We start from the raw sequence: 12,242 nt of genomic DNA, 5'->3' as shown, positions 1-12,242 counted from the left end.
CAGTGAATCAACAGCATTCGCTGGAGGCCGCCCCGCTGCGACGACTAAACTGAGTCGGCGGGGCGTGGATTATGCCGAACCGGCAGAAGTCAAGGCGGACTCTCGAGATCCCCTCGCGAAAAGTAGACGACGTGCCGTGTGTAGCGGTGTGTGGGCAGACGGCCGCTCGATCTTCGTTGAACTCATGCAGCAAGGGCGATCACTCATGTCTGTCAATCCCGAAGTTTCAGCGATCCGGCCATTCACCGTAGCGTTCCCCGATACGGAACTGGAGGCGCTTCGTGCGCGCATCGCGGCCACCCGTTGGCCCGACAAGGAGACCGTCGACGATCTGACGCAAGGCGTCCAGCTCGCCACGATCAAGGAACTCGCGAGATATTGGCTCGCGGAGTACGACTGGCGCAAGTGCGAGGCGAAGCTGAACGCACTGCCGCAATTCCTGACCGAGATCGATGGTCTCGACATTCATTTCATTCATGTTCGTTCGAAGCATGAAGCGGCCATGCCGGTCATTCTCACGCACGGGTGGCCCGGCTCGATCCTCGAAATGCTGAAGGTGATCGAACCGCTGGTCGATCCGACCGCGCACGGCGGGAAGGCAACGGACGCTTTCCATGTGGTGATCCCCTCGATGCCGGGACACGGGTTCTCCGGGAAGCCGACCGTGGTCGGCTGGGGTCCCGGCCGCATCGCAGGCGCCTGGGCCGAGCTGATGAACCGGCTCGGGTACCGCGAGTACGTGGCGCAGGGCGGCGACTGGGGCGCGGTGATCACGGACCTGATGGCCGTGCAGGCGCCGCCGGAATTGATCGGTATCCACACCAACATGCCCGGCGCGGTGCCGCCGGACATCGACGCGGCGCTGCTGTCGGGTAATCCGCTGCCCGACGATCTCTCGGACGAGGAACGGCGCGCATGTGCGCAGCTGGCCTTCTCCTACAAGCACATTTACTACGCATTGCTGATGGGGTCGCGGCCACAGACGCTCACCGGGTTCGCGGATTCGCCGGTCGGTATGGCGGCCTTCATGGCCGACCACGACGTGCCGAGCATGGCCCTGATATCGGCGGCATTTGCCGGCAAGGCGGTCGGCCTGACCCGAGACGATGTGCTCGACAACATGACGCTCTACTGGCTGACGAACACGGCGGTTTCCGCGTCCCGGCTGTATTGGGAAAACAAGTTCGCGTTTCTTGCGACCAAAGGGGTAACCATCCCGGCGGCGGTGAGCGCCTTCCCCGACGAGCTCTATCAAGCTCCGCGGAGTTGGGTGGAGCGGGCCTATCCCAAACTCATTCATTACAACAAGCTCGACAAGGGCGGTCACTTCGCCGCCTGGGAACAGCCGGAAATGTTCGTCGACGAGGTTCGCGCAGGATTCCGGTCGCTGCGGTAGTCCTGGATCAGAGTTCCTCGATGCGCCAGGTGATGTCGAATGGTGCCAGCGCGTCGAGGAATTCGGCGGCGTCGAATGCTTCGGCGGCCGCGAGCGCGCCCGGTTTCGCGATGCCGTTGGCCAGCCGGACGGCCACCTCGACCGCCATCAGTGCCGAATCCCGGTACGAGTGAACGCCACTCACCACGCCGCGCACGCGGCGACCGTCGGTGCCGAAGGCGTCGACGACCAGGTCGTAACGTAGGTCGGCGCTGGGGGATTCGGGGAGCGAGTCGATGACGTCTTCGGTGAAGCCGCTCAGCGTGTCGAGGATGGACTCGGCGAGGACACCCTCGACGTAGGCGACGTTCGAGTGGCGCGGGATCGTCAGCACCGGTGGCTGTGGGAATTTCGCGACGGCGGTCGGCGCGGTCTGGCCGGGAAAGGTCAGCTCGGGGTGGCGAGCCGTTGCGCCGGTGCGGAATTCGCCGTCCGCGTAGTGCCAGCCGCCGCTACGGAACCAGTCTAGGCTGGCGAACACCGTCTTCGCGCTGCCCTTGGAACCATTGCCGTTGCTCTTGCTCAGGTGGCTGATGACCACCTCGGCCGGGCCGTCGACCCGTCGGGTCGTCAGATAGCCGAGCAGGTCGCCTGGCAGATTGCTGTCGGTGATGCCGGAGACGAGCGTGGCGCCTGCCGCCTCGGCGTGCGGGCCGAACTCGTCGAATACGCGCCGCAGGAACAGTTGCTCGCCCGCCATGTCGGTGTAGTGCGCGCCCGCCTCGATCGCGGCGGCGAGCACCGCGGGGCCGTGGTCCACATACGCGGGGAGGCTGCTGATCACCACGTCGGCGTCGGAGAAGGCGGCGACGAGCGCGGCGTGGTCGGCGAGATCGGCCACCCGGATCGTCGCGTCGGGCAGTCCGGCGGTGTCGGCGGCGGTGCGCATCCGATCTGCGTTGCGGCCGACCAAGATCGGTGCAATGCCGCGGCGCCGGAGCTCGGTGAGCAGGTAGCCGCCGGTGACACCGGTTGCGCCGTAGATCGCGATCGCCGGGGTGGTCTCGGTGGAGTTCGTCGTTGTCATGGTTATGAAGTTATGGCCGGGTGATGAGTAAATGAATGGCTGAATTGCTCGCAACTATGTCTGAAACACTCAGCTGAGAGCGGTAGGGTCGATGGCATGGATGTCCTCAGCGAAACCATCGCGGCGATCCGCACCGGGAATCCGACCTCGGGGATGTTCGTGCGGCACGCGCCATGGGGCCGGGGCTACCCGGTGGTGCCCGGCGCGGGTTTCCATGTGGTGCTGCAGGGTTCGTGCTTCGCGGTGCGGTCGGGCGCTGAACCGATCGCACTCGGCGCGGGTGATGTCCTGTTCATGCCGCGCGGCGCCGACCACCATCTGGTGGACCGGCTCGACAGCCCGGTCACCGAACGAGCGCAACCGGGCGAGCCGCGCGAGATACCGGGAACCGGCGCGCGCACCGCACTGCTGTGCGGCGCCTACGAACTCGGTAGACAGCGCAGTCACCCGCTGCTGGACGAGCTACCCGAATTCGTCCATCTCCCAGCACATCCCGGCCGCCACCCAGCGCTGCGCGCCGCCGTCGACCTGCTCGCCGCCGAGGTCGCCGCGCCGAACCAGGGCAGCGACGCCGCGCTCCCCGCGATCCTGGACATCCTGCTGCTCTTCATGCTCCGCGCCTGGTTCGACGAGCAAGCCGAGAGCGCCGAGGCGGCCGGCGGCTGGGCAGGCGCCTTCGCCGATCCGGCGGTGGCCGCGGCCCTGCGCGCCGTCCACGAGGCGCCCGACCGCAACTGGACCGTCCCACACTTGAGCGACATAGCCGGCGTCTCCCGCGCCACCCTCGCCCGCCGCTTCGCCGCCACCGTCGGCGAACCGCCCCTCGCCTACGTCACCCGCTGGCGCATGCTCACCGCAGCCCGCCTCCTGCGCGAATCCAACGCCTCGTTGGACAGCATCGCCCGAAAGGTCGGCTACACCTCGGAGTTCGCCTTCGCCAAGGCCTTCAAACGCGAATACGGCACGGCCCCAGGTCAATACCGCCGCGCCGAGGACAAACCACCCCTGGTCGCGGTCTAACCGTGGTCGTCCCCGTATCGCCGGGGATGTGGTGGTCAGCGGTCGGTATATCTCGACCCGGGGAAGCGAAGCGCCCCCGGTCGAACAGCAGCGTCGGATCCGCACGACGAAAGTCGAGCGAAGCGAGGCGTCGTCGTGCGGATCAATCCATGGTGAAGTCGGCGAAGTCGAAGCCGGGGGAGACGAAGCAGCTGACGAGCACGTAGTCGTCGCCTGCGGGGCGCGCGGCTTGGCTGACGCCGCCGGGCACCACCGCCTGCAGCACCTGACCGTGCTCGACGTCGGGGCCGAGCACGATTTCTTCGCCGCCGATGTTCAGCACCAGCGGACCACCCCGATGCCAGAGCCACAGCTCGTCGGAGCGCACCGTGTGCGGCGCGGACTGTTCGCCCGGCATCAGCAGGAAATGGATCGCCGTCCCGCTCGACCGGCTGCCTTCGTACCCTTCCGGGGTGAATTCCACCGCACTGCGCCAGGTTTCGCGGAACCAGCCGCCTTCCGGGTGCGGGGACAGGTCGAGGGCGGCGGCGAGCGCGGGTCGGTTGTCGATCATGATTCGACTATGCCTGATCCGAGGGCGCAGCCGCCGGACGCGCGAGCGAAATTCAGGAGACCGGAACCGAACCGCCGGGTTACCCTCGCTGCACATGGTGGGTGTAGCTCAGCTGGCAGAGCGCCTGGTTGTGGTCCAGGAGGTCGCGGGTTCAAGTCCGGTCACTCACCCCAATGATGCGACATCGACCGTTGGCGGGTAGGTATCCAGGCATGGAATCGGCAGCTGCGCGCGGGTTGATCGAGGCGCACCGGGAGTTGCTCGGTCGGCTGCTGCCCGGCGCGACGTCGGCTGAGCTCACCGTGCACGAGGGCCAGTTCCATTTCGTGGTGCTCGGATCGGCACGGGTGGTGCGGCTGGCGCGCACCGAGGCGGCGGCGGCACGACTACCTGCCTGTGCAGGTGTGCTGCGGGCGCTGGCCGACATCGCCCTCGGCGTCGCGGTTCCGGAACCGCTCGCCGTCGCCGGGCCTGATGAGCAGGTGCCGTATCTCGTCTTGACGCGGATCCCTGGCGCGCCACTGGACTACGCCGTGACGCAGCAGCGGACGATCGCGGAAGCCGTTGCCCGGCAATGCCATGCGCTGCTGGTCAGGTTGTCGGTGGCAGGCCGTAACGACGCGCTACGCGAGTTGCTTCCGTCGACCACTGCCTGTCGCTGGCGCGAATTCGCTGACGGTGTTCGCGCCGAGCTGTATCCACTGATGGACACCGCAGGGCGGGAACGAGCCGAACGTGAGCTGTCCGCACTCGACTCGCTGCCACACCTGACCCGCACAATCGTCCACGGCGACCTCGGCGGCGCAAACCTCCTGTGGGACAACATCACCGGCCGACCCGAACTGCGCGGCGTCGTCGACTGGGACGATGCGGCCCTCGGCGACCCCGCCGAGGACTATGCCGCGCTCGGTGCAGGCTACGGCACACCGGTGCTGCGTGCCCTGCTCGAACTGGCCCACCCGGCCGACGGTGACCTCGCTGCCCGAATCGCCGTCATCCAAGGAACTTTCGCGCTTCAGCAGGCGCTGGCCGCCCACCGGGACGGTGACGCGGCCGAGCTGGCGGACGGCCTCACCGGCTACCGGCTCAGCTGAACGGACTGTGCGGCCGCTCCAGCAGCTCGCCGTCGAGATAGATATCGACCTTCTCGTTGTAGAAGCAGACCAGCCCGGCGACCTTCTGGCTCTCCGGCAGCGGTGTCCGATAGCCCCACACGTAGTCCCGGTAGTCCTTGTCGCCGACGCGGACGGTCCAGTAGTCGGCGGTGCCCTTGTACGGGCAACTGGTGTGGGTGTCCGTCGGCCGCAGCAGATCCATCCGCACATCGGTCATCGGCAGGTAATACCGTGCGGGCAGCCCGGTTTCGAACAGAATGCGCGGCGAGTGCGAGTCGGCGACGGTGACGCCGTCGATCTCGACGCGCACATGCCGCGAGCTGCCGAGGATGTCCACCCTGGTGTACGGATCGCGCGGATGGACGTACACCGGCTCGTCCTCCTCGAACCATTCGTCCATCTCGGCCCACTCGAGCCGCACCAGATCGTTCAGCTCGGTCAGCGGTGAATCGTGATAGCGCAGTGCCGCGGCCGCCGCGGTGGTGCCATCGATGACCACGTCGTATTCGAGCGCGTCGCCACGGCTCGGGGATCGACGGCTGTTCCCGGTCGGCTCCAGCTTCGCGTGGAGATCCGCGACCGGCAGGTAGTACGTCGGATAGTGCGGACTCTCCCACACCAGCACCGGCCGCGTCGTATCGGCCACGATCTGCCCGCCGAGATAGACCCGCACGCGCTTGTGACCGGCCTCGATCTTTACCCGCCCTCGCTGTACTTCGCCCATACCATTCGACGGTACTCCCGGCCGGGCCGTCGGCTCAGTCGCCGACGGCGACCGCTGCGGGCTCGGTGCCGCTGTGCGGCTGTCGCGTAGCCGTTTTCAGTGCATCCAGCAGTTCGTTGAGATCGGTGTCGAGTTGCGCGAGCCGCGCGGTGTCGAAGCTGTCCAGCCGGGTGGTGAGTGCGGTGGCGAAGGCCTTGCGCGCCTGGGTGAGCCGGTTGCGCCCGGCCTGGGTGAGTTCGACGACGACGGCCCTGGAGTCCTCGGTGTCCTTGCGTCTGGTCGCGAAGCCATCCGCGACCAGCCTGCCGATCAGCGTCGTTGCCGCGGGCTGGGAGCAGCGGTCGATCCTGGCGAACTCGCTCACCCGCACGGCGCCGTGTTCGTCGAGCACCGCGAGTGCCCGCAGGACGGCGCGGGGCAGGTCGTCGCGACTGATGACACCGGCCAGCCGGGTGAGCCTGCCCGCGGTGACGAGAAGATCGACGATGATGTCATCTGCTGTGGTTACCTGAGCGTGCCGCACAGGCATATTATTACATAAGCTAACTATCCATGTGGCCAATCGGCCTCGGTCGAAGCCCCAGCGAGCGGGCTCGCCGGGGCTTCGAGAGGGAACTCAGGCGGTCTGCGGCAGCGGACGACGCGGTGTGCCGAAGAGCTGCGCGGTGCCATGGGCTCGCTTGAAGTACAGGTGCGCGTCGTGCTCCCACGTGATGGCGATGCCACCGTGCAGCTGGACGGTCTCGGCGACGATCGCGGTGAACGCCTCCGAGCAGTGCACGCGGGCGGCCCAGACGTCCTCGGCGACAGTCGGGCTCTGCTCGGCGACTGCGAGCGCGGCCGCTGCCGAGGCCGACTTGGCCGATTCCAGCAGCACGTACATGTCGGCCATCCGATGCTTGAGCGCCTGGAAGCTGCCGATCGCCCGGCCGAACTGCACCCGGGACTTGCTGTACTCGACGGTCATCTCCAGACACCGCTCGGCGGCGCCGACCTGCTCGGCAGCCACTGCGGCCCAAGCGATCTCGCGCAATCGGGCCAGGGCGGGCGCGGCATCGGCAGTGCCGAGGCGCCGGGCGGCGACCGACTCGAACGCGATGGTGGTCAGCTTGCGGGTCGGGTCCATGGTCGGCGCCGCGGTCCGCGTCACCCCGGCCGCGGTCGGGTCGACCTCGAAGAAGCCGTCTGGGTTGACCACGATCAGCGTGTGCGCGCCGATGCCGTCGAGCACGTAATGTGCCGTGCCGGTGAGTGTTCCGCCGGATTCGGCGACTCCTGGCCGGTCCCAGCCGCTTTCGCCTGCCCAGCACACCGCGAGGGTGCGGGAGCCAACGGCTACCTCGGGTAGCAGCCTGGCGCACGCCTGCGTATCGCCGGACAGCAGCACTGCCTGTGCGCCGAGCACGGCCGACCCGAGCATTGGAACTCCGGCCAGTGTGCGGCCGAGTTCGCCGACCACCAGCAGGGATTCGACCAGGCTCGCCCCGAACCCGCCGTACTCCTCGGGCACGGCCAGCGCCGCCACCCCGATCTGTTCGCACAGCAGCCGCCACAGCGCCGGGTCGTAGCCAAGGTCTGTCTGCGCCGCCGCACGCACGGCGGCGGGTCCGGCGTGCTTGGTGAGGAGTCCGCGCACCGAGGCGGCGAACTCCTGATGCTCGGTGCTCATGCTTGCGCCTCGCTTGCGCTCGGCTCCGTCATGCGCACGGCGCGCTGGCACATGATTCGCTCACTTCGTTCACTCATGACTGCGCCTCGCTGAGCGCGCGGGCGACCCTGGCCCGATGCAGATCGGCTGTGCCCCAGGCGGATCGGAGCGCGGTGACCTTGGTCAGCCACAGCGACAGGTCATATTCGGCGGTGTAGCCGATCGCGCCGTGCACCTGCAGCGCGGCCCTGGCCGCACGATAGGCCGCGTCGCCACCGGCGATCACGGCGGCGGACACATCGCGAGCGCGGGTGGCAGTGCCGAGGGTGAGCGCGGCACGGTAGAGCAGTGGCTCGGCCAGCTCCAGCCCGATCAGCACGTCGGCGAGTTTCTGTTTGACGGCCTGGAACTCGCCGATCGGCTTGCCGAACTGCTTGCGCTGCTTGGCATATCCGGTGGTGGCGTCGAGCAGGGCCCGTCCTGCGCCGAGCAGCTGGGCGGCGCACGCCAGTGCGCCGGTGTCGAACGCGAGGGCAACGGCGTTGCGCACCGCATCGCCTTCGGCCACCGTCGCGTCGGCGGTCACGTCGAACAGGCGGCGGGCCGGATCGATCGACCGGACTATTCCGGTCTGCTGCCCCGTGGAAAGCTTTCCGTCCTCCGCGACCAGGACTACTTCTGCGGCATCGGCATCCAACGCGACGCCGCGCTGATCGGGCGTGGCGAAGGCGATGGTGCCGAGCGCGGCGCCCTCGGCGAAGCCGGGCAGCCAGCGTGCGGCCGGTGCCTGATCCGGAAGTGCTTGCAGCAGTGCGGGTAGCACGGCCGCGGTCTCGATCAGCGGGCCGGGCACCGCGGCGCGGCCGAGCTCGATGAACGCGACGACCAGATCGATCGGTTCGGCGCCGACACCACCGTGCTGTTCGTCGATCGCCAGGCCGAGCACACCCGCACCCGCCAACTGCTGGATCAGCGCGCGCCCCGGCCGCGGATCGCCGACCGCCCAACTACGCACGGCCGCCGGCGTGCGGCCCGCGTCGAGCAGCTTGCGCACGCTGGTGCCGAAGTCGAGCTGTTCGGGACTTAGCGCGAATCTCATCGGCTGCTTCCTCTCGGTAGTCCGAGCAGCCGCTCGGCGATGATATTGCGCTGAATCTCGTTGGTGCCCGCATAGATCGGCCCGGACAGCGAGAACAGATAGCCGTCGGTCCACGGTCCGGCTCGTTCGGCGTCGGCGCCGAGCACGTCGAGCGCGGTCTCGTGCATCGCGATATCGAGCTCGGACCAGAACACCTTGGTGATCGACGATTCCGCGCCGAGCTTGCCGCCCTCGTTGAGCCTGGTCACCGTGCCGAAGGTGTGCAGCCGGTACGCCTCGCTGCCGATCCAGGCGTCTACCACCGCATCCCGCTGCGCGGTGTTGGCCCGGTCCCCGGTGTCCAGCCAGAGATCGATCAGCCGTTGCGCCGTCGCGCTGAACCGGCCGGGGCTGCGCAGCGAGAGACCGCGCTCATTGCTCGACGTGCTCATCGCCACCCGCCAGCCCTCGCCCGGCGCGCCGATCACGTCGCGATCGGGCACGAACACCTCGTCGAGGAAGATCTCGGCGAATCCTGGCTCACCGTCCAGCTGCGGAATGGGCCGCACCGAGACACCGTCCGCGGTGAGCGGGAACATGACGTAGGTCAGCCCCTTGTGCCGCTCGGCCTCGGGATCGCTGCGGAACAGCCCGAAGGCCCAATCCGCGTAGGACGCACGCGAACTCCAGGTCTTCTGCCCGCTCAGCAGCCAGCCGCCGTTGGTGCGCCGTGCCGTCGAGCGAATGCCTGCGAGGTCGCTGCCCGCTTCCGGCTCCGACCATGCCTGGGCCCAGATGTCGTCGCCGCGCGCCATCCTCGGCATGATTCTGGCCAGCTGTTCGGGCGTGCCGTGTTCGAACAGTGTTGGCGCAAGCAGAAATATCCCGTTCTGGCTCACTCGGCCCGGGGCGCCCGCAGCGTAGTACTCCTGCTCGAACAGCACCCACTCCAGCAGTGAGGCGTCCCGGCCGCCGTACTCCTGCGGCCAGGCAACCACGGACAGGCCGGCGTCGGCGAGCGTGCGTTCCCATGCCCGGTGCGCCTCGAAGCCCGCTTTGGTGTCCATCGAGGGCAGCGGCTGCTCGGGTTTGTTCGCCGCGAGGAACTCGCGTACCTCCGCTTGGAATTCCTGTGTCGCCGTGTCGAAATCGAGATCCACCTACGAAGCCCCGTTCTGTGCCGCGTCGCCGGTCGCTGTCGCCTTCATCGTTTTGGCGTTCATGCCGCCCAGCGAGTCGGCGCCGACTTCGGCGTTGTGCGCGTGCGCGAAATGATGCAGCCCGAACACCGAGTCCATGCCTGCGCGCATGCCCATCAGGTCTTCGGCCTGGTTCACCGCTTTCTTCGTCAGTGCCAACCCGAATTGCGGCATCGCGCCGATCTTCTCGGCGAGTGCCAGCGTCTCGGCCTCCAGCTCGGCGCGCGGCACCACCCGGTTGACCATGCCCCACTCCTTGGCCTGCGCCGCGCCGAACCGGTCACCGGTGAACAGGAATTCCTTGGCGGCGCGCGGACCCATCACCCACGGGTGCGCGAAGTACTCGACACCCGGAATGCCCATGCGCACCACAGGATCGGAGAAGAAGGCGTCGTCCGAGGCGATGATCAGATCGCACACCCAGGCCAGCATCAACCCGCCCGCGATGCAGGCACCCTGCACCATCGCGATGGTCGGCTTGGGAATCTCGCGCCAGCGCCTGCACATGCCGAGATACACCTCGAGCTCGCGGGCGAAGCGCTGATCGCCGCCGACCTTGTCCACGTGGTCCCACCACAGCGCGGCCTTGTTCGGATAGCGGATGTGATGATCGCGGCCAGGGGTGCCGATATCGTGCCCGGCGCTGAAGTGTTTGCCGTTGCCAGCCAACACGATCACGCCGACCTCGGGGTCCTCGACGGCGCGCTCGAAGGCGGCGTCGAGCGCGTAGGTCATCACCGAGTTCTGCGCATTGCGGTAGTCGGGCCGGTTCATGGTGACGATTGCCGTGCGGCCGCGCACCTCGTACGTGACGACCTCACCCTCGTCCGGGATCGGTTCCGACATCACGAATTCTCCTCACGTAGTTGACGCTTGAGCACTTTCCCGGCGGCGCTGTAGGGCAGCTGATCGCGGAATTCGATGAACCGGGGCACCTTGAAGTTGGCGAGCACCGTGGTGGCGTGCGCCAGCACCTGGTCCTCGGTGAGCTGCGCGCCGGGCTTGCGGACCACAAAAGCCTTGCCCACCTCGCCCATTCGGGCATCCGCCACCCCGACGACCGCGGATTCGGCGACACCGTCGAGCCGGGCCAGCGCCTGTTCCACCTCGGCCGGGTACACGTTGAAGCCGCCGGAGATGTACATGTCCTTGAGCCGGTCGGTGATCTTCAGATAGCCGCGCTCGTCGAGCGTGCCGACGTCGCCGGTGTGCAGCCAACCGTCGGAATCGATGGTGGCCGAGGTACTTTCGGGATCGTCGAGATAGCCGAGCATCACGTTGGGGCCGCGAAGCAGCACCTCGCCGTTGGCGGCGAGCCGGAGTTCGAAGTCGGCGATCGGGCGGCCGCAGGTGTTCGCGATGGTCTCCGCGTCGTCGTCGGCGCGGCACATGGTGCCGAACCCGGCGGCCTCGGACAGGCCGTAACCGGTGACGACGACGTCGAACTTCAGCTCAGATCGCATCCGTTCGACGAGCACCACCGGCACCGTCGCGGCGCCGGTGACCGCAACGCGCAAACTACTCAAGTCGAAGTCGTCGCGGTCGGTGAAGTCGAGGATCGTCTGATAGATGGTCGGCGGGCCGGGCAGCACGGTGATCTTCTCCTCGCTCACCGTGCGCATGGTGGCAGGCACGTCGAAGGTCGCCTGCGGCACCAGGGTCGCGCCGGTGACCAGGCAGGCGAGGATGCCCGCCTTGTACCCGAAGTTGTGGAAGAACGGGCTGACCACCAGGTACCGATCGTTGCGGTTCAGCGTGGTGCACTCCGCCCAGGCACGCACTACCGCGAGCGCTTGCCGGTGCGCGACCAGGGTGCCTTTGCTGCGCCCGGTGGTGCCGGAGGTGAACAGGATGTCAGCGATGTCGTCGGGCCCGACCTCGGCCGCGCGCTGCCGTGCCGCGGCGAGCGTGACCGGCTCGGCGACGGTGGCCAGCTCGGACCAGTCCAGCGCGGCGATATCGGTGTTCTCGCCACCTTCGACGGGGATGACGACGATGGTGTCGATGGCGAGATCGGGTGCGGCCTCGTGCAATTCGACGAGCCGGTCCCTGCCGAGGAAGCTGCCCGCGATGAACAGCGCCTTCGCGTCCACCCTTCGCAGCACGTCGGCGGCTTCGTCGGCGACGTAGCGCGTGTTCAGTGGCACCAGGGCGGCACCCGCGTAGTGCGCCGCCAGCGCGGCGACCACCCAGTGATGGGTGTTCGGCGCCCACATCGCGACCCGATCGCCCGCGTGCACGCCGCGCGCGATCAGTGCCCTTGCCACCTCCTCGACCGCGGCGAGCAGCTGCGTCCAGTCCAGCCGGACCTCGCCATCGGCCAGCGCGGGTGCGGCGCCGAAGGTGCGCGCGGCATGCTGCAGTGCCTGCGGTGTCGTTTGAGCAGGGGTTGTCACGGTTGTCCTTACCTTCCGCGGCGGGCACTTAGGCAAGTGCCCTACAA

At 67.9% G+C, this 12,242-nt stretch carries 12 protein-coding genes and 1 tRNA gene; 4 read left to right on the top strand and 9 right to left on the bottom strand.

From position 1 onward, the window contains the following. Positions 1-205: 205 nt before the first annotated feature. On the top strand, positions 206-1,396 hold the full coding sequence (locus NA11_RS30095; RefSeq protein ID WP_084655197.1) for an epoxide hydrolase family protein: 1,191 nt from the start codon (positions 206-208) through the stop codon (positions 1,394-1,396). A gap of 7 nt (positions 1,397-1,403) precedes the next feature. On the opposite strand, the gene NA11_RS30090 is transcribed toward NA11_RS30095, so the two are convergent. Beyond that, positions 1,404-2,462, bottom strand: a complete 1,059-nt coding sequence (locus NA11_RS30090) for a saccharopine dehydrogenase NADP-binding domain-containing protein (protein WP_069165413.1) — start codon at positions 2,460-2,462, stop codon at positions 1,404-1,406. 96 nt (positions 2,463-2,558) lie between these two features. Here NA11_RS30090 and NA11_RS30085 point away from each other — a divergent pair, with 96 nt between their 5' ends. Further along, entirely contained in the window at positions 2,559-3,482 is a 924-nt protein-coding gene (locus tag NA11_RS30085) for an AraC family transcriptional regulator (protein WP_069165412.1), read from the top strand. Positions 3,483-3,624: 142 nt separating this feature from the next. On the opposite strand, the gene NA11_RS30080 is transcribed toward NA11_RS30085, so the two are convergent. Then, a complete protein-coding gene (locus NA11_RS30080; RefSeq protein WP_069165411.1) occupies positions 3,625-4,035 on the bottom strand; it encodes a cupin domain-containing protein in 411 nt (136 codons plus the stop codon). A 97-nt stretch (positions 4,036-4,132) separates the two neighbouring features. On the opposite strand from NA11_RS30080, the gene NA11_RS30075 reads away from it, so the two are divergent. Together NA11_RS30075 and NA11_RS30070 are read left to right on the top strand one after the other, a co-directional pair. Further along, positions 4,133-4,208 (top strand) — tRNA-His (locus tag NA11_RS30075). A 39-nt stretch (positions 4,209-4,247) separates the two neighbouring features. After that, entirely contained in the window at positions 4,248-5,129 is an 882-nt protein-coding gene (locus tag NA11_RS30070) for a phosphotransferase family protein (RefSeq protein WP_069165410.1), read from the top strand. On the opposite strand, the gene NA11_RS30065 is transcribed toward NA11_RS30070, so the two are convergent. The 7 genes from NA11_RS30065 to NA11_RS30035 form a co-directional block, all read right to left on the bottom strand. Continuing rightward, on the bottom strand, positions 5,122-5,874 hold the full coding sequence (locus NA11_RS30065) for a DUF427 domain-containing protein (protein ID WP_069165409.1): 753 nt from the start codon (positions 5,872-5,874) through the stop codon (positions 5,122-5,124). The two genes, NA11_RS30070 and NA11_RS30065, sit on opposite strands and share 8 nt — an antisense overlap. A gap of 34 nt (positions 5,875-5,908) precedes the next feature. Continuing rightward, a complete protein-coding gene (locus NA11_RS30060) occupies positions 5,909-6,403 on the bottom strand; it encodes a MarR family winged helix-turn-helix transcriptional regulator (RefSeq protein ID WP_069165408.1) in 495 nt (164 codons plus the stop codon). Positions 6,404-6,490: 87 nt separating this feature from the next. Further along, a complete protein-coding gene (locus NA11_RS30055; protein WP_069165407.1) occupies positions 6,491-7,543 on the bottom strand; it encodes an acyl-CoA dehydrogenase family protein in 1,053 nt (350 codons plus the stop codon). 73 nt (positions 7,544-7,616) lie between these two features. Continuing rightward, on the bottom strand, positions 7,617-8,621 hold the full coding sequence (locus NA11_RS30050) for an acyl-CoA dehydrogenase family protein (protein WP_069165406.1): 1,005 nt from the start codon (positions 8,619-8,621) through the stop codon (positions 7,617-7,619). After that, the gene (locus tag NA11_RS30045; RefSeq protein WP_069165405.1) at positions 8,618-9,760 is read right to left on the bottom strand and encodes an acyl-CoA dehydrogenase family protein; all 1,143 of its coding nucleotides are present in this window, start codon (positions 9,758-9,760) and stop codon (positions 8,618-8,620) included. Before NA11_RS30045 ends, NA11_RS30050 begins: the two co-directional genes overlap by 4 nt. Further along, positions 9,761-10,645, bottom strand: a complete 885-nt coding sequence (locus NA11_RS30040; protein ID WP_069165404.1) for an enoyl-CoA hydratase — start codon at positions 10,643-10,645, stop codon at positions 9,761-9,763. After that, the gene (locus NA11_RS30035; RefSeq protein WP_069165403.1) at positions 10,645-12,195 is read right to left on the bottom strand and encodes a FadD3 family acyl-CoA ligase; all 1,551 of its coding nucleotides are present in this window, start codon (positions 12,193-12,195) and stop codon (positions 10,645-10,647) included. The genes NA11_RS30040 and NA11_RS30035 overlap by 1 nt, the downstream gene beginning before the upstream one ends. Positions 12,196-12,242 lie beyond the last annotated feature (47 nt).

The sequence above is a fragment of the Nocardia altamirensis NBRC 108246 genome (assembly GCF_001612685.1).
GTDB classification, from domain to species: Bacteria; Actinomycetota; Actinomycetes; order Mycobacteriales; family Mycobacteriaceae; genus Nocardia; species Nocardia altamirensis.
This window is presented reverse-complemented; position numbering and strand designations above follow the sequence as displayed.